The 25469-nt window shown below is 38.5% G+C and carries 25 protein-coding genes; 21 read left to right on the top strand and 4 right to left on the bottom strand.

What is annotated here, in order from left to right; genetic code table 11:
- Positions 1-16 precede the first annotated feature (16 nt).
- A complete protein-coding gene (gene cysK / locus AC3WJG_RS08220; protein ID WP_013085245.1) occupies positions 17-949 on the bottom strand; it encodes a cysteine synthase A in 933 nt (310 codons plus the stop codon).
- A 190-nt stretch (positions 950-1139) separates the two neighbouring features.
- Here cysK and thpR point away from each other — a divergent pair, with 190 nt between their 5' ends.
- The 4 genes from thpR to AC3WJG_RS08200 all read left to right on the top strand — a co-directional run bounded on the left by thpR (position 1140) and on the right by AC3WJG_RS08200 (position 5976).
- Positions 1140-1694: an RNA 2',3'-cyclic phosphodiesterase gene (gene thpR / locus AC3WJG_RS08215; RefSeq protein WP_060747099.1), complete on the top strand. Its 555-nt coding sequence runs from the start codon at positions 1140-1142 to the stop codon at positions 1692-1694.
- A gap of 135 nt (positions 1695-1829) precedes the next feature.
- Positions 1830-2756, top strand: coding sequence for a hypothetical protein (locus tag AC3WJG_RS08210; RefSeq protein ID WP_337133898.1), 927 nt, complete (start codon positions 1830-1832; stop codon positions 2754-2756).
- A gap of 92 nt (positions 2757-2848) precedes the next feature.
- Positions 2849-4990: a type I pullulanase gene (gene pulA, locus AC3WJG_RS08205; RefSeq protein ID WP_337133899.1), complete on the top strand. Its 2142-nt coding sequence runs from the start codon at positions 2849-2851 to the stop codon at positions 4988-4990.
- 191 nt (positions 4991-5181) lie between these two features.
- Positions 5182-5976 (top strand): phosphotransferase, encoded by a 795-nt coding sequence (locus tag AC3WJG_RS08200; RefSeq protein ID WP_337133900.1) that lies wholly within the window; start codon positions 5182-5184, stop codon positions 5974-5976.
- A gap of 6 nt (positions 5977-5982) precedes the next feature.
- Here the strand turns inward: AC3WJG_RS08200 and AC3WJG_RS08195 are convergent, their stop codons facing one another.
- The gene (locus AC3WJG_RS08195) at positions 5983-6261 is read right to left on the bottom strand and encodes a YtzH-like family protein (protein WP_013059510.1); all 279 of its coding nucleotides are present in this window, start codon (positions 6259-6261) and stop codon (positions 5983-5985) included.
- Positions 6262-6388: 127 nt separating this feature from the next.
- Here AC3WJG_RS08195 and trmB point away from each other — a divergent pair, with 127 nt between their 5' ends.
- Both trmB and AC3WJG_RS08185 read left to right on the top strand, forming a co-directional pair.
- Positions 6389-7039, top strand: a complete 651-nt coding sequence (trmB, locus tag AC3WJG_RS08190; protein WP_060747102.1) for a tRNA (guanosine(46)-N7)-methyltransferase TrmB — start codon at positions 6389-6391, stop codon at positions 7037-7039.
- A 75-nt stretch (positions 7040-7114) separates the two neighbouring features.
- Positions 7115-7972, top strand: a complete 858-nt coding sequence (locus AC3WJG_RS08185) for a YtnP family quorum-quenching lactonase (RefSeq protein ID WP_028410491.1) — start codon at positions 7115-7117, stop codon at positions 7970-7972.
- Here AC3WJG_RS08185 and AC3WJG_RS08180 read toward each other — a convergent pair.
- The gene (locus tag AC3WJG_RS08180; RefSeq protein WP_028410492.1) at positions 7941-8252 is read right to left on the bottom strand and encodes a PepSY domain-containing protein; all 312 of its coding nucleotides are present in this window, start codon (positions 8250-8252) and stop codon (positions 7941-7943) included. The genes AC3WJG_RS08185 and AC3WJG_RS08180 overlap by 32 nt on opposite strands.
- A 152-nt stretch (positions 8253-8404) precedes the next feature.
- Between AC3WJG_RS08180 and AC3WJG_RS08175 the strand changes: the two genes are divergently transcribed.
- The 8 genes from AC3WJG_RS08175 to murC all read left to right on the top strand — a co-directional run bounded on the left by AC3WJG_RS08175 (position 8405) and on the right by murC (position 18038).
- Entirely contained in the window at positions 8405-9478 is a 1074-nt protein-coding gene (locus AC3WJG_RS08175) for a M42 family metallopeptidase (RefSeq protein ID WP_214987566.1), read from the top strand.
- Positions 9479-9536: 58 nt separating this feature from the next.
- Positions 9537-10061: a DUF84 family protein gene (locus AC3WJG_RS08170; RefSeq protein WP_098249347.1), complete on the top strand. Its 525-nt coding sequence runs from the start codon at positions 9537-9539 to the stop codon at positions 10059-10061.
- A 153-nt stretch (positions 10062-10214) separates the two neighbouring features.
- Positions 10215-10532 carry a thioredoxin family protein gene (locus AC3WJG_RS08165; protein ID WP_013059504.1) on the top strand — a complete coding sequence of 106 codons (318 nt, stop codon included), beginning with the start codon at positions 10215-10217 and terminating at the stop codon, positions 10530-10532.
- 72 nt (positions 10533-10604) lie between these two features.
- A complete protein-coding gene (locus tag AC3WJG_RS08160; protein ID WP_014457994.1) occupies positions 10605-11417 on the top strand; it encodes a DUF1444 domain-containing protein in 813 nt (270 codons plus the stop codon).
- 2 nt (positions 11418-11419) lie between these two features.
- Positions 11420-12025: a YtpR family tRNA-binding protein gene (gene ytpR, locus AC3WJG_RS08155; protein ID WP_013085234.1), complete on the top strand. Its 606-nt coding sequence runs from the start codon at positions 11420-11422 to the stop codon at positions 12023-12025.
- Between the two features lie 429 nt (positions 12026-12454).
- Entirely contained in the window at positions 12455-15559 is a 3105-nt protein-coding gene (locus tag AC3WJG_RS08150; RefSeq protein WP_337133901.1) for a DNA translocase FtsK, read from the top strand.
- 338 nt (positions 15560-15897) lie between these two features.
- Positions 15898-16551 (top strand): hypothetical protein, encoded by a 654-nt coding sequence (locus AC3WJG_RS08145; RefSeq protein WP_013059500.1) that lies wholly within the window; start codon positions 15898-15900, stop codon positions 16549-16551.
- A 185-nt stretch (positions 16552-16736) separates the two neighbouring features.
- Positions 16737-18038, top strand: a complete 1302-nt coding sequence (gene murC / locus AC3WJG_RS08140) for a UDP-N-acetylmuramate--L-alanine ligase (RefSeq protein ID WP_013059499.1) — start codon at positions 16737-16739, stop codon at positions 18036-18038.
- 39 nt (positions 18039-18077) lie between these two features.
- Here the strand turns inward: murC and AC3WJG_RS08135 are convergent, their stop codons facing one another.
- A complete protein-coding gene (locus AC3WJG_RS08135) occupies positions 18078-19193 on the bottom strand; it encodes an aminopeptidase (protein WP_013085232.1) in 1116 nt (371 codons plus the stop codon).
- Positions 19194-19475: 282 nt separating this feature from the next.
- Here AC3WJG_RS08135 and AC3WJG_RS08130 point away from each other — a divergent pair, with 282 nt between their 5' ends.
- The 7 genes from AC3WJG_RS08130 (at position 19476) to motS (ending at position 25447) form a co-directional block, all read left to right on the top strand.
- Complete coding sequence (locus AC3WJG_RS08130; protein WP_013085231.1) at positions 19476-19961, top strand: DUF948 domain-containing protein; 486 nt, start codon at positions 19476-19478, stop codon at positions 19959-19961.
- Positions 19962-19988: 27 nt separating this feature from the next.
- Positions 19989-20444 carry a YtxH domain-containing protein gene (locus AC3WJG_RS08125; RefSeq protein WP_013059496.1) on the top strand — a complete coding sequence of 152 codons (456 nt, stop codon included), beginning with the start codon at positions 19989-19991 and terminating at the stop codon, positions 20442-20444.
- 213 nt (positions 20445-20657) lie between these two features.
- Positions 20658-20981, top strand: a complete 324-nt coding sequence (gene ytxJ, locus AC3WJG_RS08120; protein WP_013059495.1) for a bacillithiol system redox-active protein YtxJ — start codon at positions 20658-20660, stop codon at positions 20979-20981.
- 329 nt (positions 20982-21310) lie between these two features.
- A complete protein-coding gene (locus tag AC3WJG_RS08115) occupies positions 21311-22387 on the top strand; it encodes a bifunctional 3-deoxy-7-phosphoheptulonate synthase/chorismate mutase (RefSeq protein WP_028410497.1) in 1077 nt (358 codons plus the stop codon).
- A 558-nt stretch (positions 22388-22945) separates the two neighbouring features.
- Complete coding sequence (gene ccpA, locus AC3WJG_RS08110; protein WP_025750682.1) at positions 22946-23944, top strand: catabolite control protein A; 999 nt, start codon at positions 22946-22948, stop codon at positions 23942-23944.
- 53 nt (positions 23945-23997) lie between these two features.
- Positions 23998-24801, top strand: coding sequence for a flagellar motor protein MotP (gene motP, locus AC3WJG_RS08105; protein WP_028410498.1), 804 nt, complete (start codon positions 23998-24000; stop codon positions 24799-24801).
- Positions 24791-25447, top strand: coding sequence for a flagellar motor protein MotS (gene motS / locus AC3WJG_RS08100; RefSeq protein WP_098249344.1), 657 nt, complete (start codon positions 24791-24793; stop codon positions 25445-25447). The genes motP and motS overlap by 11 nt, the downstream gene beginning before the upstream one ends.
- The last annotated feature ends 22 nt before the right edge of the window (positions 25448-25469 follow it).

The raw sequence follows: 25469 nt of genomic DNA, 5'->3' as shown, positions 1-25469 counted from the left end.
TGCGTTCGCTTTTTTATTATTCAAATGAGAATAGGTCGCTTGATAAATAACGTTCACCTGTATCGCAAGCGATACATACGACCACTTGGTCAGGAGATAATTTTTTGGCTACCTCGATAGCAGCATAGCACGCAGCGCCAGATGAAGGACCGACTAAAATTCCTTCTTCAGAGGCCAAGCGTCGCGTAATATCGTAGGCTTGTTCATCTTTAATTTTTAAAATTTCGTCGTAAACATCTACATTAAGCGTATCAGGAATAAATCCAGGGCTTGTTCCTACAAGCTTGTGCTTCCCAGGTCTTCCTCCAGATAAGACAGGAGACCCAGCTGGTTCCACGACATGAACGGTCATATTTGGGTAGTTTTCTCTTAGGACTTCACCAGTTCCTGTAATCGTTCCGCCTGTTCCAGCAGTAGCCACAAAAGCAGATAGGTCTTTGCCTAACTCGTTCATTGCCTCGATAATTTCCTTAGCAGTCGTTTTCCGATGAGCATCAGGATTTGCGTTATTTTCAAACTGCATGGGCATAAATGCATTTGGAATTTCTTTTGTAAGTTCTTCTGCTTTACGGATTGCTCCAGGCATTTTCTCATCACCCGGTGTTAGAACAACTTCAGCACCATATGCTTTTAACAAGTTAATTCGTTCTTGAGTCATGGTATCTGGCATGACTAAAATAGAACGATAACCTCTTGCCGCTGCATTCATAGCTAAGCCAATACCTGTATTTCCGCTCGTTGGTTCAATAATAGTAGAATTTTCATTGAGCAAGCCTGCTTTTTCAGCTTCCACGATCATATTAAAAGCAGCACGGTCTTTTACACTACGGCTTGGATTAAAAAACTCCAGTTTTAAGTAAACGGATGCTCCATCTGCAGGTTGAAGACGATTCAACTTAACAAGAGGTGTCTCGCCAATCAAATCAGCCATATTGTTAACAACTTTCATTTTTCTCATCCTTTTCTTATAAAAATTCTCTGTATTGTTTCTATGATAACACAAATTCTTATTTTTTAAGCACATGGCAAATTTTCAGAAAAACCTCTCTATTTCATCCGGAAAAACCTTTAAAATAGATCTAGCTCTTTTTGAACATAACCAATTGGGGAAAGATAATGAAAAGAAAAGGAGAGATTTGATGAAAGGTGATAAACACTATTTTATTGGAATCAATGTGCCTGTATCCATTGCACATCAGGCAGAAAATTGGGCAAAGGAATTAATACCTTTTCCTTTCAAACAATGGACATACCCTGACGATTATCATATAACGCTACATTTTTTAGGGTTTTTAGATGAAAAAAAGGAAAAGCTGATTACCTGCTTAAAAGAAGTAGCCTCCCGTCATTCAAGTTTTTCACTGCAGACAGGTCAGTACGATGTGTTCGGTGCTTATAACAAGCCTAGAGTGCTTTATGTAAGCCTTAGGCCAAGTGATAAGCTTATGAATCTGCAAAGGGATATACAGGCCGTATGGGGAGATCTAAGCGGCTTATACGAAAAACGTCCTTATCGTCCTCATATTACGATTGCAAAGAAGTGGGGAGGGGAAGCGGGACTATTGGAAGAACAGTTAAAGCAAACGTCGATTGAAGAAGAGTTTCAAGTAAGTTCTTTTGCCCTTTTTGAAGTTCATCCTGCTAGCAAACCTAAATATAAAAAAATACTATCTTTTTCCTTGCAGTCACAGTAGCATATGAACATACAAGCATGGAGAGAGGTTATTTAAAAATCACTCTTATCAAAGGAAAGAAACCGCCGATGATAATAGAGAAATCATCGGCGAACAAAGTTTTAGAGGAATTTTAATTAGGGGATTGATGTAAACGTGGCGCAGCTACTTAAGGTGCAAGATTATATTTCCCGTTATGAAAAAGACGTTTATCACTACACGTCTCAGTTTAATCACTTAAAAAAGCATAATTGGAAGAAAGCAAAGCAATTATTTGAAGAAGGGCTATTACATGAGCCGCCTGTACAAGAAGAAACGAAAGCTCAACGTTCATTTTTGCAAAAAGCAAAAGAGCGGTTTACAAGAAAAAAAGAAACGTGTGAAGTGGAAGAATCATTCCCTAGCGATAGCGTGGAAAATCAAGAGCTATTGAGGTTTACAACTCTTCCACAAACAGCGGAAGACTTGAAAATATTGTTTTTAGAAAATGTATTTGATCTTCAAATGAAATGGGCTACATCCACTTTATTTGAGTTCTCACAAGCAGATCGTAAATATTACCATGATGAAGCTCTCCGTTATTTTATTCAGCGCTTTCCTGATACGTGTCTCGTGATGTACAAGCCTGTTTTCCTGATTAATAAAGCTCCGGTAGAAGGAGATATCATTATTGTTACTCCAACAGAAACCCTCTGTATTTGTTTAATAGAAACATATAAAAGTGCTGTTTTTCAGTATTCAAAAGAAAATTTTTGGACAGAGTTAAGAGGAAGAGATCAAAAAAAGATATTAAATCCTTTAATTGGGTTAAATCGAACGGAGCAAATTGTCCGAAGCATCTATCGTACTCACGATATTGAACATAACGTAAAGAAAATATTACTGAGCAGAAATGGATACATTGATTACGCTGCGGAGCCTTATCTGGTTGAATTTGTAGATGCTAGAAAGTATGAAGAATGGTTTTATAAACTTAGGAAATCTAAAGCACCTTTAAAGTTTAAGCAGATGAAAGCAGCTCAAGTATTGCTCGAACACAGCCAGAGTATTTATTTTGACCGGGAATTCGAAGCAAGTGAATAATACGAACATTCACGCTATGAAAGTGCTTTCGTTTTTGCGTTTGCTACATATAATGCTACTAAAGAGGTAATTGGCATAAGGAGGAGAAAAGGATGACTGGTGATAATAAGTTTCAGGCTTATTTAGATCAAATAGATCGTATTACTCTTTTAGTTCCAACTTCTTATCATGAAGGTCAAATTGATTTTTTTGTGATTAAAAGTACACAAATACATGAGACCATCTCTATTGAAAACGTACATGAATTAGAAGGTTTTATCAAATATGAAGGCAAGGTTGAAGGTAGCATAGAAATTGGACAGTCGTACATTATCTGTGATAATTACGGGGAGAAAGTTCCGCTGCAGGTAGGGGCTGTTATACGAACCAAAGAGTTTGATGAGAGATTTTATTATAATCAAAATGATTTGGGTGCAGCATTTTATTCAGATCATATTATGATAAAAATTTGGGCCCCGACTGCATCAGCAGTGGTTTTAAAATTAATACATGCAAACAGCGGGAAAGAAGAACTGTACGTTATGGCTCGTCAAAGAAAAGGCGTATGGGAAAAGGAACTTCCTTTGGATAAAGAAGGGTATTATTATCGATTTTTAATAGATGTAAACGGCCGGACAAATGAAGCGGTGGATCCTTATGCCGTTGCAGCTACAGCAAATAGTGAATACGGAGTTCTGATAAACCTTCATACAGCCTATGTTCATCTCCATGAAAAGCCGCCTTTCCTTCAGCCAACGGATGCCGTTATTTACGAAATGCACGTTCGAGACTTTTCAATTCATCCTTCAAGCGGGATAGAAAACAAGGGTACGTACCAAGCTGTTACTGAATCAAGCGGGCAGCCAGGCAAAACAACAGGTCTTCATTATTTAAAAGAGCTAGGAGTGACCCACCTTGAATTTCTTCCTATTAACGACTTTGGCGGAGTAGATGAATTAAATCCTCATGCTTCTTATAATTGGGGGTATAATCCATTGTTGTTTAATGTACCAGAAGGAAGCTACTCCGCTGACCCTTCAAATCCCGCCACTCGTATTGCTGAAGTGAAACAATTAATATCAACACTTCATCAACAGGGATTCCGTGTTATTATAGATGTAGTTTATAATCACGTATTTGTACGAGAAGAATCACCTTTTGAAAAAATTGTTCCGGGCTATTATTTTCGACATGATGAGTTTGGGATGCCTTCGAACGGGACGGGAGTAGGAAATGATTTTGCTTCTGAACGGAAAATGGCGCAAAAGTTTATTATCGATTCAGTATTATTTTGGATAAAAGAGTACGACGTTGATGGGTTTCGCTTTGACCTCATGGGGATTTTAGATATAGAAACGATGAACATCATTCGTGAAAAAATAAATGAAATTGATTCTACTATTTTGGTGTTTGGCGAAGGCTGGGATTTAAATACTCCTCTCCCCTACAATCAAAAAGCAATTATGGCGAATGCCCGCCAAACGCCTCAAATCGGCTATTTTAATGATCGCTTTCGAGATTCTGTAAAAGGAAGCACGTTTGATGTGTATGAAAAAGGTTTTATCAGCGGAAATATTCATCAAAAAGAGACCGTGCAATCCGTGATAGCGGGGAGCATTCTGGATAAAGAAGACAGCCGGGCTTTATTTATAAATCCAGCACAATCAGTTAATTACGTTGAATCACATGATAATCATACGCTGTGGGATAAGTTAATGAATTCAAACGGAGACGAAGACGAAGACACTCGTAGAAGTCGTCACCGTCTTGCTACTGCTATTGTACTTCTTTCGCAAGGCATACCGTTTCTTCATAGTGGTCAAGAGTTTTACCGCACTAAACAAGGCGTAGAGAACAGCTACAATTCACCCGATGATATTAATGCACTTGATTGGAATCGACGGATCAAATTTTCTCCTGATGTGAATTGGGTTCAAGAGCTGATTCGTATTCGCAAACAGCACGGTGCATTTCGCTTGGGAGATGCTTCAGCGATTAGGCAGCATGTCTCTTTCCTAAACACGCCGCAGCCTGTTATTGGCTATTGCTTATCAAACGTATTGGCTTACGGTCCGTGGAAGAATATTATCGTGTTTTTTAATCAAGGCCTAATGGAAGAAAAAGTAGTTTTGCCAGAAGGACCATGGAAAATAGCACTTGATCATTGTAAAGTATATAAAAATGGGTATCCTACTATAGAGAATAATGCTATAAACGTTTCAAAGCTTAGCGTTCTTATTTTATTTCAAACGTAATTATTGTCTTCAACCACTTGACGAAAAAAGTGTGATGGAGATAATATTTATAAAGGATGGCTATTGATACATATCCTCAATAGCCGTCTTTTTTATTTACTAAGAAAATAACGTCATGATGTCTTAATAGATTGCTTTATTGAGTGAAATTTTTAAACGAAATGTGTGTGTTGAAATTGAAGGTGAATTGGTTGGAAGATATATTAGGAAGCGAATGGGAAATTACTCCTGCTGGCGGAGCGACAGGAGAAGCTTATTTTGCAAAATTTCAAGACCGAAAGCTTTTTTTAAAGCGTAATTCATCACCTTTTTTAGCAGTATTGTCAGCTGAAGGAATTGTACCGAAGCTCGTGTGGACAAGACGAATGGAAAATGGAGATGTGATCACAGCTCAGCACTGGCTAGATGGTCGAGAATTAAAACCAAAAGATATGAATTCGAGTCGAGTGACAGAATTGCTTAGTAAAATTCATCATTCAAACGAGTTATTAGATATGTTGAAAAGGTTGGGGAAAACACCGCTTCTTCCCGAAGACGTGCTAGCCGATATTGTAGAGAATGTGGACGAGCGACTTCAAAAAGAAAGTATTGTAGAGCAGGGAATCAGTTATTTACAAGCAGAGCTTCCGTCCGTTCAGACAGATAAATATGTTGTGTGTCACTGTGATGTGAACCACAATAACTGGATGCTTGGAGAGAATACGCAGCTATATTTAATCGACTGGGACGGAGCGATGATTGCAGATCCTGCTATTGATTTAGGTTTACTGCTTTATTGGTACATCAATCCATCTCAGTGGGAAGAATGGCTTGAGCATTATGGGGTTGAACTAACCGAGAACTTGAAAAAGAGAATGAAGTGGTATGTGATAAGTCAAACCATTTTATTCATTGAATGGCATCGTTCGAAAAATGAACATTCTGAAATGAATTACTGGCTTGAATATCTTCGGATGTTGCTCATCAACGACATTCAAGCACAGTAGCAAAGATTATGACAAGGTAGATAGTTCTTGGACCCATTGTGATAAATTTTGTTGATTGGTTTGAATATGTTCGTCTAAATGAGCAGCACTTTTTGCATCTTGCGTGTATTTATACACGTTTTGTAGTGTTGCTTGTACGTCTGTGCTAGCGTATCCTTTTGCTAACATTGATTGAATTAAACGTTCAACCTGTTCACATTCCGCAACCGTTCCGCAGCAATCACTTTGATGATTAGATAAAATATCTTTTAATATATTCATTTGGTGTTCGGCATTTAAAGGCATTAAGCATCATCCTTTCTCGTATGATGCTCTTATTTTTTTCTATCTAAACACAATTATGCATGAGAATGTCGGTTGTTTCGAATAACCGACATTTTCAATGCGTTAAAATACATTAAAGAGGTGCAACATGAGATTACGAAACAAACCTTGGGCAAAAGATAAAATTGCTGAAAATCCCCAATACGTGGTTCCAAACCCAGCAGAGCATAAAGGGAACTGGAAAGAGGTTTTTGGAAACGGAAATCCTCTTCACATTGAAGTAGGAACAGGAAAAGGCCAATTTTTAGTAGGGATGGCTAAACAAAATCCGCATATCAACTATATTGGAATTGAAATGTATGAAAGTGTCATCTTAAGTGCTCTAGAACGTTTGATTGAAGAAGAGCTTCCAAATTTAAAACTGTTGAATGTAGATGCTAACCATCTTAGTGAGTTTTTTGCAAAAAATGACGTGGATCGCGTTTATCTCAATTTCTCTGATCCATGGCCAAAAAAGAGACATGCCAAACGCCGTTTAACATACAAAACGTTCTTAAGCATGTATGAAAACCTGCTGGTTGACGGTGGGGAAATTCACTTTAAAACAGATAATCAAGGGCTATTTGAATATTCATTGACAAGCTTTTCAGAATATGGGCTTCTTCTCAAATACATTAGCTTAGATTTGCATAAAAGCGATTTTGAAGGCAATGTTATGACGGAATATGAAGAGAAATTTTCACAAAAAGGCAGCCGCATTTACCGCTGTGAAGTAAAATACCTGAACGAAAAAGACTGAGTTCCTCAGTCTTTTTTTGTTCAAAAAGAGAAAGAGATAGTGATAAAATAAAAAGGAATATAATGGAGGTGTAAAATGGAAACGTTAACAATAGGCGAATTAAAAGTGACATGGCTTCGTGGAGGGAATAATCATTTAGACGGAGGAGCAATGTTTGGTGTTGTTCCAAAAGAGCTTTGGACAAAAAAGTATCCTATCTCAGAAGGAAATCGAATTCCAATGAGGACTGATCCTTTGCTCGTTCAAACTGAAAAACACCTCATGTTAATCGATGCAGGCATAGGGAATGGTATGTTGGATGAGAAAAAAAAGCGTCATTTTGGTGTAACAGAAGAATCATTTATTGCTGAAGATTTACAAAAGTTAGGGTTCACGTGCGAAGATATTACTCATGTCATTATGACGCATCTTCACTTTGATCATGTGTCAGGCTTAACAAAATGCAGCAACGGACATTTTTCCTCTGCTTTTCCAAATGCAAGAATTTTTGTTAGTGAAATCGAGTGGAATGAAATGAGAAATCCTAATATACGTTCTAAAAATACGTATTGGAAACAAAATTGGGAATTTATTCAGCATCAAGTAATCACATTTAGCGACAAAGATGAAATTGTGCCTGGAGTAACGATTCATCATACCGGCGGTCACAGCGATGGTCATGCTGTAGTTGTATTAAAAGGAAACAATGACATCTTAGTGCATATGGGCGATCTTTTGCCAACACATGCACATCAAAATGTCTTATGGGTAATGGCCTATGATGATTATCCAATGACTTCGATTGAACAAAAGCAGCAGTGGCTAGCTTATGCCTATGAGAATCAAGCTTGGCTAAGTTTTTATCATGATGCTTTTTATCGAGCTGTAAAATGGGATAATAAAGGAGAAATCGTTGACGAAATTAAACGGATGGATTCAGCGTCAATTCAATAATAGAACCGCTTTTTTTATCAATGAAAAACTCGTAATGTTCCTGTTTTGCATCACGTGTTCTGATAATTCCACCCGTATAACCATAAAAAGAGAGACCATGTTTTTGAATGACTTTAGTCGTTGTTTCAATCCATGAGCCGTCAATTGCCCCATTTTGTTTAAAAGCGCTTTTAACAATCGTAAGGGCTTCCGATGAGGAAATTGACGACTTTCTTTTTTGAATAATATAAGCGCTTGCAAATCCGACTGCAGCTCCTGCTATTAGTTGAGTCCATTTCACGTTATTCACCTGCTTTTTAAGGATATGTTTTCATCATTATATCAAATTGTCGAATGCTTTGTTAAGTTGAGTCATAGAAGAGAAGGACTTAACTAGCAACTATTTCCGGTTTTCGATACAATAAAGAAAATGATACATAAAGGAGAGTATATATGAACAATGAAACGCTATCTCTATTTAAAACATTAACGGAGTTACCAGGTGCCGCTGGAAACGAACATCAAGTACGTTCATTTATGCGCTCGCAAATTGAACCCCTTGTAGATGAAGTCATTCAAGATGGGTTAGGAAGTTTATTTGGCGTTCGCTATAATGAAGAAAAAGGTCCTAAAGTAATGGTAGCAGGACATATGGACGAAGTAGGATTTATGGTTACGTCTGTAACAGATAAAGGAATGCTTCGTTTTCAAACTTTAGGAGGATGGTGGAGTCAAGTACTGCTAGCTCAACGCGTCCATGTTGTTACAAAAAAAGGTCCTATCACCGGCGTAATTGCTTCTATTCCTCCCCATTTATTAGACGAATCACAGCGCAACAAGCCAATGGCTATTAAAAATATGATGATTGATGTGGGCGCAGATAGCAAGCAGGAAGTAGCAGAAATGGGCATTCGTCCTGGCGATCAAATTGTACCGATTTGTCCGTTTACGCCAATGGCAAATGAAAAGAAAATACTGGCGAAAGCATGGGATAATCGCTATGGGTGCGGACTTGCGATTGAATTATTAAAAGAAGTAAAAAATGAAAAATTGCCAAATATTTTATATTCTGGAGCTACTGTTCAAGAAGAAGTAGGACTTCGCGGTGCTCAATCAGCTGCGAATATGATTAAACCGGATTTGTTTTATGCACTAGATGCTAGTCCTGCTAACGATACATCAGGCGATAAAAATGCATTTGGACAATTAGGAAAAGGCGTATTACTTCGTATCTTTGACCGTACGATGGTCACACATAGGGGAATGAGAGAATTTATTTTAGATACAGCTGAGACAAACAGCATCCCTTATCAATACTTTGTTTCTCCGGGAGGTACGGATGCAGGGCGCGTTCATACTTCTAATAATGGAGTTCCTTCTGCAGTCATCGGCGTATGTTCACGTTATATTCATACTCATGCGTCTATGATTCATGTAGATGACTATGCAGCCGCAAAAGAATTACTAGTCAAACTTGTACGTTCTACAGACCAAACAATGCTCGATACGATTAAGCAAAACGGATAAAAAAGAACAAAGCAGCTGCGTTTGCGGTTGCTTTGTTTCATAATGACAGGAGAAAAAAATGAAAATTGCGATCGGAACGAAAAATCCAACGAAAGTAAATGCAGTAAAAAAAGTATTTGGAGATACTTTTACATATGTAGAGGTAGCCGTGCAGTCCGGCGTGTCGCCACAGCCTTTTTCTGACGAAGAAACCATCGAAGGAGCGATTAACCGCGCGCGTGCTGCTGTCAAAGAGACAGGTGCTGATATTGGCATTGGGCTTGAAGGAGGGGTGCAGGAAACGCCTCATGGCTTATTCCTTTGCAATTGGGGAAGTCTTGTTACCTCTAAGGACCTTGAACCGATTTTAGGTGGAGGGGCTCGTATTCGGCTTCCTGAAGCGGTAGCCGGTATACTTCGTCATGATAAAAAAGAATTAGCCGAAGCTATGGAAGTGTATACAAACCAAAAGAATATTCGAAAAAAAGAAGGAGCAATCGGTATTTTCACCAACGGAAATTTAGATCGGACCGCTATGTTTTATCAGGTTGTTTTAATGCTAAAAGGACAGCTGGATTTTAGGACAAATCAAGCTGTTCAATAGGAATTTTCTTTGTAACCCTTTATAATAGAAAAGCATCAGTGTATGATAGTTGCAACAACTCATATACTATGTTTTGATGTAGAAGGATTAAATAATGTATAGGGCTTTAGCCGTTTAAATACGAAAGTAAAAGAAAAAGTGGAGGAAAGAAAAATGGAAAAAATGCAAACAATTGAACAATACAAAGAAATCATTAAAGAAGGAAAACATATCATGATGTTTTCAGCAGACTGGTGCCCGGATTGCCGAGTAATCGAGCCAGTGCTTCCAGAAATTGAGGCCAATCATAGCGAGTATACATTTCACTATGTCGACCGCGACGACTTTATCGACCTTTGTGCAGAATTAAGCATCTTTGGAATTCCAAGCTTTGTTGGTTACAGCAACGGAGAAGAAACAGGGCGTTTTGTCAGCAAAGACCGTAAAACAAAAGAAGAAATTGAAGAGTTTATTAACGGCTTAAATGCATAAATCAAGTGAAGACTGATAGCGATCTACAGCTATCAGTCTTCATACATAAAAATGAGAAAAGGAGGCGTAAATATGGCGAAAATGAATAGTCAAAAGATGAGAAAACTACTAGAAGAGCGATTAACGGGTGCGGATTGGTCATTTTTATTTGATCGTGAAAAAGATACGCTGCGCGTTGAACATCAGGAAACGAAAAAAGGTGTAACCATTTCTTTACCTGGGCTAATTGCAAAATGGGAAGAAAAAAAGGAAGCGGCTCTAGATGAAATGGTATATTATATAAAAGAAGCTCTTCGTGTTATGAACGATGAACAGCAGGTAACGGGAAAAGAAAAGCGCATTTATCCAGTTATTCGCTCAACGTCTTTTCCAGATAAATCGAATGAAGACGTGCCGTTGATTTATGATGAACATACAGCTGAAACACGCATTTATTATGCGCTTGATTTAGGCAATACATATCGTCTATTAGATGAGAAACTAATTCGCAAGGAAAATTTAGATCTATCCGCAGTGCGGGAAATGGCTAAATTTAATCTTCGCTCTTTGCCGATTTCACATAAAAAAGATACGGTAGCAGGCAATGACTTTTATTTTGTCAATCAGAACGATGGATACGATGCAAGCCGAATTCTTAACGAGGCATTTTTGCAAGATTTTGCTTCTAGTGTTTCGGGCACAATGGCTGTAGCAGTACCTCATCAAGATGTGCTGATTCTAGCTGATATCCAAAACGAAACGGGTTATGATATTCTTGCGCAAATGACCATGAGCTTTTTTGCAAGTGGACGTGTACCCATCACAGCTCTTTCATTTTTATACGAAAACGGTGAGCTAGAACCTATTTTTATTCTAGGAAAAAATCGCAGTAAAGGACGGGACTAATTATGAATCTTTTTTATAATAAAGAAGGTATCGGCGATACGTTAATCGTCAAGCTAGAAGATATCGCAATTGAAAATCGCACGTTTGAAACAAAAGGTGACGTTGTGCGTATCTTTGATCAAAAATCAAATACAACAGCTGGCTATAACATCTTTCATGCTTCTTCTAAGTTAAAAGTAGAGGGAAATGGTTCTCTTGAATTAACAGAAGAAATGGTGGAAGAAGTAAATCGTGTACTTAGCGAAAGCGGTTTTGAAGGTAAACTCGAAGTGGATTTATCTCCTAAATTTGTAGTGGGATATGTTCAAGAAAAAGAAAAGCATCCAAATGCAGATAAGCTGAACATCTGTAAAGTAGATGTTGGCACAGAAACACTTCAAATTGTGTGTGGAGCACCAAATGTAGACGCAGGCCAAAAAGTCGTGGTAGCAAAAGTAGGAGCGGTTATGCCAAGCGGTATGATCATTAAAGATGCAGAGCTGCGCGGTGTACCTTCTTCAGGTATGATTTGCTCTGCTAAAGAGCTGGCGCTTCCGAACGCTCCTCAAGAAAAAGGGATTTTAGTACTTGAAGACAAATATGAAGTAGGTCAACCTTTTCAAGCATAAAAGCAGAGTGCCATACTGATTTATAGGGCAAAAGCAGGATGTTTTTTTACACGTATATTTCAAAGCGTTACAGTTGCTGAAAAGCAATTGTCAATTCTTAAAAAGGTTTGATAAAATTAAAAGCCACTAGTATATACTAGTGGCTTTTTTCGTGTTTAATTATGAGTGCTAACTAGACGCGAAAAAATATTTTTGTAAAGAGGAATTTTACTGTATAAATAAGGGAAGCAAAATAGTAGATTTTATAGTAAGAGTTCAAGCATACGTGATAGAATGATAAATGAAAAGATAGTATATATATCCATCTCAGAGAATACTTTGAGGCCAAAGGTAAATAAAGGATACATGGATAGCTTTTTGTAGATATCGCAGCACTGCGGTATAAGAGGCTAAACGAAGTAAGATAGTCTGATAGAAAGAGTGATAAAAATGGGTTTTGTACGAAAAGTAATGGATTATTTACTAGGATACGAAGTGAAAGAAATCGTTGTAGACGAACATGGAAATACAACGGAAGAATACCCTTTAAATAGAGAAAAAACAATTCCTAAAAAGAAGGTTCCTAAGCCGAAACAAATGCAGTCAGTTCATCAAAAGCCAGTGATGAAAGCAGCGCCAAAACCTTCTGTTCCACACTCGGCCAGAACGCAAAAGCGGAGTTACAGTGAAGAACAGCAAGATGTTCATACAAAAGTAGCTTATCAATATCCAAAAGGAACATTTCGTTTTCCTTTAATTGATGATACGGGAGAAGCAAAAAAGGCAGCAGCGCCTAAAAATGAACCAAGGCCTGTAGCAAAAAAGGCACCGGCTCCGTTTTATCAAGAGCCTGTTCGCAAGTCGGCGCTAACGCAGCCTAAGTCAGTATCTCAGCCGTTAAAAACGGTATCTGAAAAGAAAGAAGCGGTTCCGCAAGTAAGAAAACGTCCGTTTCGTCCGACTGAAATTCCTTCACCTGTTTATGGGTTTAATAAGCGGCCTTCTAATGTTGTACAAAAAGGAAGTGAGGAAGTAGTAGAATATGAGCTTCCGAGTACACAGTTATCAAAAGCTGCGTTTGAAGATGAAATTTACCGACGAGCGATGAATACAGCTGTTGTAGAGCCGTTAAAAAAACCACTTTCTAAGCCTATAGCCGAAGAAGCACCGATTCAAGAAACAGAAGAAATGATGCAACTATCTTCTCATCGTTTTGCTCAGTGGAAGCAATATGAGGAAAATCAAAAAGAAAAGCTATCATTTCCTGAAGAAAAGCCAAGTTCTTCAGCAGCTGTAAAAGAACAGGAAGAGGTGCCAGCTTTTGAAGAATCACACACGGTCGAACCGTTAGTGGGACAAGAGAGAACTCTTGACTGGGATTTAGCGAAAGGTATGACAGCGGCTGAAGAAGTTACAATTTCAGAGGAACCGCGCCTGTCTGAATCATCAGTTTCTCTCCAACAAGAGATAGGAAATGAGACTGAAGAAGTAGAAGCAGAAACGTTGATGGACGGAAGCGCAGTGTTTTTACAAGCAGCAGAAGAAGTAGAAGCACTAAAGCCTAAAAAGAAAGAAGAAACTCCAGCTGCTGAGAAAGAAAGTGACGTCATTCTAGAAGAGCCAGCAAACAGTGTTCATATGGAAGCAGAACGTGAGCTGAATTCTGAAAGTTTAAATTCATCGCAGCCCGCAGCTGACGAATGGCAACCAGAAGCGGCATCAGCTGTTGTTCACCAAGATCTTGAAAATTCGGTGATAAAAGAGGAAGAGAGCAGTATGCAGGAAAGTCAAGAGTTACAAGAACAAGTACAGCAAGAGTCAGCTGTAGAACCTCTTGTACCTGCAGAACAGCCAGGAAATGCTGAACGAGCTCGCGGTAAGCGATTAGTGCCTTTTAACGTGATGATGCTGAAAAAAGACCGTACAAAGATGAATAACAGCGCTCGAGAAAAAAGTCAGCCGTCTCAAGGTTCATACCAAAGGCAGGAGGCAGAAGCTCTGCAAAAAAAAACGGAAGTAAGTAGGCAAGAAGAAGTTCACGGTGAAAAAACCAAAGAAGCGGTTCCCCAGGCTTCGTTAAAAGCTGAAGAACCTGTAAATGTAAAGGCTTCTTCTCCTTATGCATTTCCTGGAATGAACTTGCTTAACATTCCTCCAGCTGCTATTGAAGAAGATAATCAATGGGCGGATGAGCAGCGTGAGCTTTTGGATATGACATTAAAAAACTTTAACGTTCGAGCTAAGGTCGTAAACGTCACGCAAGGTCCTACCGTGACCAGATTTGAAGTACATCCTGAACCCGGTGTGAAAGTGAACAAAATTACGAATTTAACAGATGATATTAAACTGAGCCTAGCCGCGCGTGATATCCGAATTGAAGCACCAATTCCAGGGAAAAATACGATTGGAATTGAAGTGCCAAATCGTCAAAGTAAGCCGGTGTTAATTCGTGAAATTTTGAGGCATCCTTCTTTTAGAAAAGATAACTCTCCTTTAACGGTGGCGTTAGGGTTAGACATTTCAGGAACGCCGGTTGTGACTGACTTGAATAAAATGCCTCATGGTTTGATTGCCGGAGCGACAGGGTCTGGTAAAAGCGTGTGTATTAATACTATTATCGTCAGCTTGCTTTATAAAGCTGCGCCGCACGAAGTCAAGCTTATGTTAATTGACCCTAAAATGGTTGAGTTAGCTCCTTACAACGGGATTCCGCATTTAGTCAGCCCGGTTATCACGGATGCTAAAGCAGCTACTACAGCTTTAAAATGGGCAGTAGAGGAAATGGAGCGCCGTTATGAATTGTTTGCACATGCAGGCGTACGTGATATTACAAAATACAACGAACGTGTAAAAGAACATAATGAAAAAAGCGGGGAGCTCCCATATCTAGTTATTATTATTGATGAACTTGCCGACTTAATGATGGTATCTCCTGGGGAAGTAGAGGAAGCTATTTGCCGTATTGCACAAAAGGCAAGAGCATGTGGCATTCACTTATTGCTTGCAACGCAGCGTCCTTCCGTAGATGTGATTACAGGCTTAATTAAAGCGAATGTGCCAACGCGTATTGCATTTTCTGTTTCTTCGCAAGTTGATTCACGTACAATTATCGACACAGGGGGAGCAGAGAAGCTACTAGGTAAAGGTGATATGCTGCTTCTTGAAAACGGCTCTTCTAAAAGCGTTCGAATTCAAGGGAACTTTGTTTCAGATGAAGAAATTGACCGCGTTGTAGATCATGTCAAAAAACAAATGAAGCCAACATACCTATTTGATCAAGAAGATTTGTTGAAAAAGCAGCAAAGCTTTGCTTCAAATGAAGAAGATGAGCTTTTCTATGAAGCATGCGAGTTTGTGCTAGACCAAGGCGGCGCTTCTACTTCCAGTCTGCAAAGACGCTTCAGAATGGGGTACAATCGCGCTGCGCGCCTCATTGACATGATGGAGCAGCAAGGCATTATTTCAGAAGCAAGAGGAAGCAAGCCAAGAGATGTGCTCATTACTGAAAATGAGCTTCAGGAAATGGAAAGTCAAACAGCCACTTCTACATTTTAAGCTGTTTTTCTACATGTAGGTTAAAAAAGAGGCTATGCAAAATCAGCAGAATACAGAATGGTGTGAGCTAACGCTCTGTCACTGTATCCGTCGCCTCTTTTTTCCTGCTTTAAGTTCGTTTATACAGAATTTGAGTAGAGATTTTGGGAGAAATCCATCAAGAAAAAAAGGAAAAGGTTTGTCAGAACTAGTAAAATGATTTACTATATGTAAGGATAATGTGTATGTTGCTTTTTTAGCATGTGATAGTTTGCTATCATTTCTCACCGGCAGAAACATATGAGCTGAAGGCGTATAAAGAGGACAAACTAAAATAATTAGAGTACGAGTGAAGAGTAATGACAGAAGAAAATCATGAACTGATTAACTTTAATGAAATTCGTGAACAAAAGCAGCTTCAGTCTGATAATGCTATTTGCGACTTTTACAATCAATATTTCTTTTTTGTGAACCGCTATACGAATATACGAGAAAAAGTGCGGGCTTCACATTTATTTAAAGAGTTAGTAAACTTGCCTCATGAGGCGCCTCTGTCTGATTCCCATGAACAATTATTTTTTCAGTGGTTTGCATTTGAATATGTAACCATTCAGGGGAAAACCCTGCTGCAGCTTTTTTTAGCTGATCAGGCGAAGCAGAAAACAGAGTCGTTTTTGATTCAAGGAGCCTTTTTTTTGACGAGTGTACTAGAGCCAATTATTGTGTCTAAAGTACCTAATTCGTTTTTCTTAAAAGGATATACCCCATTGACAAATGAGCAGGTTATCATCAAAGATGTAAGAGGAAGATTTGCAAATTTAGAGGAACAACAAGTAATTTGGATTCGAAAAATAAAATCAATCGGATATGACGTGTTAATTGACTCTTTCTTTTTAGGACATAAACAACGCATTGAACAGTTAGTAACGCAATATAATGACAAAAAAAATGCAATGACATGGCGCTCGTTTTTAAAACAGCAGGCTATATACTATGTGATGAAGCCAAAATAAAAGGCCGTTTCGCAAGGGAAGAGAGTAGAAATGGAGTCATGGAGTTATGTTATAAGAAGTGATATAATGTACGGATGTTATCGTGAAATCAGCAATCAAACGACATTTATATACGTTTGTAAGAGCAATTCTAGATAACCGTCATATACTGTCTTACAGATAGACGAATGTTGGAGGTTCTTTATATGACAGTTTACCATTTTGTAGGTATTAAAGGAACAGGAATGAGTGCGCTTGCGCAAATCCTAAACGATATGGGCTTTCAAGTTCAAGGATCGGATATTGAAAAAGAAATTTTTACGCAAAAAGCACTAGAGCAGCAGGGAATTCCTGTTTTACCATTTGATAAAAATAATATTAAAGACGGCATGACTGTAATCGCAGGAAATGCTTTTCCTGATACGCATGAAGAAATTGCAGAAGCAGCTTCAAAAGAAGGAGTCAAGCTTGTACGCTATCACCGTTTCTTAGGTGACTTTATGAAACAGTATACGAGTGTAGCCGTAACAGGAGCACACGGAAAAACATCCACAACGGGTATGTTAGCGCATGTGATTCAAGGAGCTGAACCTACTTCATATTTAATTGGAGACGGTACGGGCAAAGGTGTAAAAGACAGCAAGTATTTTGCGTTTGAGGCATGTGAGTATCGCCGCCATTTCTTATCTTATACGCCAGACTATGCAATTATGACGAATATTGATTTTGATCACCCTGATTATTTTGCCAATATCGATGATGTATTCAGCGCGTTCCAAGAGATGGCACTTCAAGTCAAAAAAGGAATTATTGCCTGTGGTGACGATGAACATCTGCAGCAAATTCAAGCGAAGGTACCTGTTCTTTATTACGGATTAGGCGAAGAAAATGATTTCCAAGCACGTAATATCGTAAAAAGCACAACAGGCACAACATTTGATGTGTTCGTTCGTAATACATTCCACGCATCATTTGAAATTCCAGGGTATGGCGACCATAACATCTTAAATGCACTTTCTGTTATTGCACTTTGTCATTATGAAGAAATTGATGTTGCTGTGCTGCAAGAGCGTTTTAAAACATATCAAGGTGTAAAGCGTCGTTTCAGTGAAAAGAACGTTGGCAAACAAGTGCTAATCGATGATTATGCACACCATCCAACGGAAATTAATGCAACGATTTCAGCTGCTCGTCAAAAATATCCAAACCGTGAAGTTGTGGCTGTTTTCCAACCGCATACTTTTACGCGTACACAAACGTTCTTAGAGGACTTTGCAGCAAGCTTACAGCACGCTGATAAAGTATATCTATGTGACATTTTTGGATCAGCTCGTGAGCATCAAGGTAAATTATCAATTGAAGATTTACGAAGCAAAATCAGCGGAGCTGAATTAATTAATGAAGAAACAATTGAATCGTTAAAAGACCATAATGAAGCTGTATTAGTATTTATGGGTGCTGGAGACATTCAAAAGTTTGAAAAACTATATCAGCAAACTGTATCATAAAAAAAGGCACTCAGGAGAGTGCCTTTTTTATTTCAAAGCTCATTTTAAATTTTCAGGATTTAACGCTTTTAATTCCTCAATGACAAATAGCCCGTCTTTACGAATTAACACGTCATCGAAATAAATCTCACCGCCGCCGTATTCTGGACGCTGAATCATCACCATATCCCAGTGAATATTTGACTTGTTTCCATTATACGCATCTTCGTAGCACTCGCCAGGAGTGAAGTGGAAGCTTCCGTCAATTTTTTCATCAAATAAAATGTCTTGCATTGGATGTTGAATATATGGATTTACGCCAATCGCAAATTCGCCAACAAAACGTGCGCCTTCATCCGTATCAAAAATGCCGTTGATGCGTTCTGTATCATTAGCGGTTGCTTCAACAATCTTACCGTTTTTAAATGTTAAAGATACATTTTCAAACGTAAAGCCTTGATAGTTAGAAGGAGTGTTGTAAGAAATTGTTCCGTTTACAGAATCACGTACAGGAGCGGTGTATACTTCACCGTCCGGAATGTTCATTTCCCCCGCACACTTCACTGCAGGAATATCTTTAATAGAGAACGTTAAGTCTGTATTCTCACCTGTTAAACGCACTTTGTCCGTACGGTTCATGAGCTCAACTAAAGCATCCATCGCTTTGCTCATTTTGCCATAGTCTAAGTTACATACATCAAAATAAAAATCTTCAAATGCTTCTGTACTCATTTTAGCAAGCTGCGCCATTGAATCGTTTGGATAGCGAAGAACAACCCATTTTGTTTTTGGAACGCGAATTTCTCTATGTACTTTTTTACCGATCGTATTCCCTTGGATTTTCATTTTATCTGCGGGAACATCTGATTGTTCAAAAATGTTTGAACCGGAACGCAAGCCAATATAAGCATTCATTTCTTTCATCACATTTGCTTCAAAGTCTGCCATCATATTGAACTGCTCTTCTTGTGCACCGTTTAAAAGAGCTCGGTCTACCGAATGATCTTTTAGCAGTACAAATGGATAACCACCCGCCTTGTACGCTTCATCTACAAGTGCTGTCACAAGTTCGCGCTGAAGTCCAAAGTTTTCGATTAATACTTTTTCTCCTTTTTGAAGGCGAACAGAATAATTAATTAAATTTTTAGCTAATGTCGCAATTCTAGGGTCTTTCATAAATAGTGCCTCCTTAAAATAACAATGATTGGTGATTCACTTTCTATTGTACCCCACTGAGCTTATTTTGTTTGTTTTTATGCTTTAAAATCCTTTTTTTCTTTGGGAAGGGAAATAACTCATATATCGCGAAATAATGTAGCAATCTTCCCTTTTTCTGAATAAAAGCAGAGAGAATATGGTAAAGTTAAAGAGTCTATAGGGAATAGAAGGTTTAATTGTTTATAAAATTGGGAAAGTAGTTATAACAAGAGAGAAGAAAATAGGAGGTGCCTTGCACAGATGGTTATTATTCTTTATTTAAGCGCTGCTATTGTTGCCATTGCGATTTTTTACCTGGTGGTTTCCGTGTCCAAAACATTGAAATCCGTTCAGCACACATTAAATTCAGTGGCAGGTACTTTAGACGGTGTAGAAAAGCAAATGACAGGAATCACAGCCGAAACAACTGCACTTTTACATAAGACTAATCTGTTAGCTGAAGATATTCAGCGTAAATCCGAAGCGCTGAACACAGTGGTGGATTCTGTTAAAGGCGTAGGTGACTCAATCCAAGACCTAAATAAGTCTATTAAAAGCGTATCATCAAGCGTTTCAGAGAAAGTAGAAGAAAATAAAGAAACTGTTGCTCAAGTCGTTCAATGGAGCAATGTTGCATTAGACGTATGGGAGCGTATAAAATTAAGAAAACAGAAAAAAGTTGAAGCAGAGCCTGTACCTGTTGAAGTAAAAGAAAAAGCGGTTCAACGCTCACGCTCATTTTCATAAGGATGAACTTTAAAGGAGGAGACGCATATGTCAAACAAACCAAATAAACCAAACAACACTTCAAATAAAGGCTTTTTAGTAGGAACAGTGATTGGAGGAGTTGTAGGAGCTGCAACGGCATTACTACTTGCTCCAAAATCAGGTAAAGAGTTCCGTTCTGATTTAAATGAGCAGGCAGCTTACGTTCGTTTAAAAACGGAGCAAGCGAAAAACAGCGCTGTTGAAAAAGGACAAGGGTTTGCTCAAACGGCTAAGGAAAAAACGGCTGGTTTATCACAAACACTGTCTGAGCAATCTTCACAAGTAGTGGACAAGGTGAAAAACTTCCGTAAAGTAGATCCTGAACACGAAGCATTACCGCCAACAAGCTTAGAAGTGCTTGCTGATGAAGTTGAGTCTCAAAGCAACGAAGACGTTCAGCAGAAGCTAACAGAAGCTCAAAAAGCACTAGATGAAGTGGAAAGCACAGTGCCACGACCATAATAAAGAATCAAAAGCGTTTACCCTATAGGGTGAACGCTTTTTTTGTATGTAATGTAGGTGGGATAACAGCAAGTAAATAATTTTTTCATTGCAGAAAAAAACTCCACCTTATAAATGAATTTATGAGTATCATACATAAAGCTGAGCACTCTTTTTGTATGGAAACGGTCAAACCATGTAAACTTAAGAGTAAGTGCAGAAAGGGTGAAAAATATGAAAAAAATTTCAACAGTTGAAGAGTTCGAACAAGTTGTAAAGGAAAACAATCGCTTTTTATTTTTAAAACACAGCACAACGTGTCCAATTAGTGCAGCTGGTCATGAGGCATTTTCAGCGTTTGCTTCTAGTCATGAAGACATTCCTTCTTATTATCTTCATGTTCAAGATTCACGTGATGTATCTAACTATATCGCTGAGACGTATGAAGTGAAGCATGAATCACCTCAAGCGCTTCTGTTTGAAGATGGAAAAGTGAAGTGGCATGCTTCTCACTGGAACATTAACGAAGACGAATTAGCGAAAAACGTAGCTCACTAATCAAAAAAGTATTTTAGTGAAAGAAAAATCCGAACATTAATCGTTCGGATTTTTTCATTGGCATGGTGAACGTAGGTTTACTGTATGACAAGCAATCCATAATAGATTGTTTATCCCATTTGTTCGCCTTTAGATTGGAGCGATTTAGCTATGACTCAACCTCTTTTTTTTTATAAGCTGATTGCGGTTTCATCCGCTTTTTCGTACAATAGATGTAGTTTAGCACATAAAAGCAGAGAAGCCCCTTACATATATCCTCCATCATCTATCATCTTATGTAGTAACCCTGCTAAACGGATTTTTTAAAATCAGTGAAAGGGTGGACGTACATGACGAATTCAGATCTTCAGCGTTTGCGATCTCAAATTGACGAAGTAAATATGAAATTGTTAAAGCTTATTAATGAGCGAGGCGAGCTTGTTCAAGAAATAGGAAAGTTAAAAGGAATGCAGTCAACCAAACGGTTTGATCCCGTTCGTGAACGAGCAATGCTTGATGCGATTTTAAGCAAAAATGAAGGACCGTTTCAAACGTCTACGCTTCAACATATTTTCAAAGAGATTTTCAAAGCTCATTTAGAGCTTCAAGAAGATGATCATCGTAAAGCACTTCTTGTATCCCGTAAAAAGAAGGCGGAAAATACAATTGTTACGGTAAAAGGAGAAACAATTGGTGACGGACTTCAGCGTTTTGTAGCAGGACCTTGTTCCGTTGAAAGCTATGAGCAAGTAGCAGCCGTAGCAAAAGTGGTGAAGCAGCAGGGCGTGCGGATGCTTAGAGGCGGAGCTTACAAGCCAAGAACATCTCCTTATGATTTTCAAGGCCTTGGCTTAGAAGGACTGCAAATTTTAAAAAGAGTAGCTGACGAATACGATTTAGCTGTTATTAGTGAAATTGTCGACCCCGCTGATATTGAAACAGCTGTAGAATACGTAGATGTGATTCAAATTGGTGCTCGTAATATGCAAAATTTTGAGCTGTTAAAAGAAGCGGGTGCGGTGAAGAAGCCTGTCTTATTAAAGCGAGGCTTAGCCGCTACGATTGATGAGTTTATTAATGCTGCTGAATACATTGTTTCAAAAGGAAATGATCAGCTGATTTTGTGTGAACGAGGAATTCGTACGTATGAGCGAGCAACGCGAAATACGTTGGATATTTCAGCTGTTCCCATTTTAAAACAAGAAACTCATTTACCTGTTTTAGTCGACGTCACGCATTCAACGGGAAGACGAGATTTACTTGTTCCAACGGCTAAAGCGGCTCTTGCCATTGGAGCAGATGGAATTATGGCGGAGGTTCATCCAGATCCTGCGGTAGCACTTTCAGACTCAGCTCAGCAAATGGATATCCCGCAATTTACAGAATTTATGAAGCAGCTAAAACCTATATGTAACTTAAATTTATAAAAAAACGTAAAAATGAAAAATTCGTATACTTTTATGACAAGTTTGAAGCACTTAATGGTTTCAAGCTTGTTTGCCTTTCGTTATAATAAAGATAAGCGAAATTATCCCGTATTTTGAAAACAGTCGATAACTTTTGTCAAAATAGGAAAGAATAAGTGCAAATCCAAAAAACAAGAATTTATGAAATTCTCGTGAAACTTGTCGGAAAAAGGCGGTAAATACGTTGCGATGAAGCACATAGTATCGTATAGTAGTTACAGATATTCGCTATCATTCTGTGAGTGCATATGATATAAATTCGCGATTCACTTTTTTTATTTACTTAATATACACCGTCTTTTACATTGTTACATATAAACTGGTAAAATTGTCTTTGCCACGTAATAATAAGGGCATAACAGGAATGATTTAGATGCATACAGGGTATCTAGGCTGTATGTAAGAGTGAAGGAGCTAGAAATAGCCATTCTATAAAGGAAGATGGATTTATATACGTAAATACAAGAAATGAAATAAGGATAAAATAAACGAAATGTTTTTCGATAAGGAGTGTTTGTTGTGAACGTAACAATTTATGATGTAGCAAGGGAAGCAAGCGTGTCGATGGCAACGGTTTCTCGTGTGGTAAACGGAAATCCAAATGTAAAACCATCAACTAGAAAAAAAGTATTAGAAACAATTGAAAGACTAGGCTATCGTCCGAACGCAGTAGCGCGTGGATTAGCAAGTAAAAAAACAACGACAGTAGGAGTTATCATTCCTGATATCTCAAATATTTTCTATGCAGAATTAGCGCGTGGAATCGAAGATATTGCAACGATGTACAAATATAATATCATCTTAAGTAACTCCGACCAAAATCAAGATAAAGAACTTCACCTTTTAAATAACATGCTTGGCAAACAAGTAGACGGAATCATCTTCATGAGTGGGAACGTAACGGAAGAACACGTAGAAGAGCTAAAAAAATCACCGGTTCCAGTTGTACTTGCAGCATCAATCGAATCAACTAACCAAATCCCATCTGTAACTATTGACTATGAACAAGCAGCTTTTGATGCAGTGCAATCACTAATTGACAGCGGTCATAAAAATATTGCATTCGTTTCAGGTACGCTAGAAGAACCAATCAATCATGCGAAAAAAGTAAAAGGGTACAAGCGTGCTCTTACTGAAAGCGGATTGCCTGTACGTGATTCTTATATTGTAGAAGGAGACTACACGTACGATTCAGGTATTGAAGCGGTTGAAAAACTATTAGAAGAAGCTGAAAAGCCAACTGCTATTTTCGTTGGAACGGATGAAATGGCATTAGGTGTTATTCACGGGGCACAAGATCGCGGGTTGAATGTACCAAACGATCTAGAAGTTATCGGTTTTGATAACACAAGACTTTCAACAATGGTTCGTCCTCAGTTAACATCTGTTGTACAGCCAATGTATGATATTGGTGCAGTAGCGATGCGTCTCTTAACGAAATACATGAACAAAGAAACGGTAGACAGCAGCATTGTACAGCTTCCTCACCGCATCGAGTTCAGACAATCAACAAAATAATACCTGTGAATGAATAAGAATGAATCCAAAGTTCAGACACGGGGAGATAGAATATGAAAAAAGTTGATATGCTCACACCTATAGGGATACTAATTGGTATCTCTATGGTTGTGTTTGGGGTTATTTCAAGTGGAGGAATGAGCGGTTTTTTAGCTTTTATTGATGTACCATCGATTTTAATTGTACTGGGAGGCGTTTTTGGTACGCTTTGCGTGAGCTTTCCTTTAAAACAATTAAAAAATATGGGAAGAGTAGGGAAACAAGCGTTTCAATCTAAAGAAATAAACGTAGAAGAAATTGTAGGAACATTTGTACATTTATCGGAAAAAGCGCGTCGAGAAGGACTTCTATCGTTAGAAGCAGAGCTTGAACAAATCGATGATTCATTTGTGAAAAAAGGTATTTTGCTAGCCATTGATGGAGTAGAACCGGAAATGATTCGAGAGCTGCTTGAAGCTGAAGTAGCTGCAGTGGAAGAAAGACATGCGAGAGGTCGAAGTATGTTTGAAAAAGCAGGCGATTATGCCCCCGCTTGGGGAATGATTGGGACGCTCGTTGGGCTAGTGCTAATGCTTAAAAGCCTTAACACTCCTTCATCGCTTGGGCCTAACATGGCAATTGCTCTTTTAACGACTTTCTACGGGGCGCTGCTTTCAAACTTGTTTTTTCAGCCAATCGCAGCTAAATTAGCTGGTAAAACGGAACATGAGCTTTTTGTTAAAGAAGTAATTATTGAAGGTGTCATCGGCTTGCAGGCGGGTCAAAATTCTCGCTTTGTGCAAGCAAAGCTAAAAGTATTTGCCCCTGTTGAAAAACGAAAGCTGGAAGAAAAGAGAGAACACGTTCGTGAAGCGTAGAAGAAAAAGGTATTCGGCACAGTCGCCAAAATGGATGGTAACATTTGCTGATTTGGTGACGTTAATATTAGTTTTTTTTATTTTACTATTTTCAATGTCTAGCGTTGATAATCAAAAGTTTCAGACCGTTGTCAATTCGCTTACAAACGGTGGCTCATTAGCTTCTGTAGAAAAGAGCCAGCAGTCTCAAAAGCTGGATAACATTTTAGCAAAAGTGCAGGATTACCTGAAGGAAAATAAGCTTCAGAATGTCATTACCGCTAAGCGAGATGAACGCGGAGTTGTGCTTATTTTACAAGAACAGGTGCTGTTTGAGACAGGACAAGCGGACATTTTGAAAAAAGGCACCCCTTTTCTGGATGAATTAGGAAGGTTATTCAGTACTATTCCAAATGATATTAAAGTAGAAGGTCATACCGACAATCGACCCATTCACACCTATCGCTATCCATCTAATTGGGAACTATCGGCAGCGCGTGCTAGCGGCGTCATACGTTATTTAACGAACCATTTTTCTCTTTCTGCTAACCGCTTTGAAGCACTTGGATACGGAGATACGAAGCCGCTTGTTCCGAACACGTCTAATGGAAATCTACAAAAAAATAGACGCGTCGAAATTATTATTTCAGATCCCGAAGCACAGTGAAAAAGGCCATACGCTTGTATAG

The sequence above is a fragment of the Priestia sp. FW507-14D1A genome (assembly GCF_058781295.1).
The sequence above is the reverse complement of the archived record's forward strand: the minus strand, read 5'-3'. Positions and strand labels throughout refer to the sequence as shown.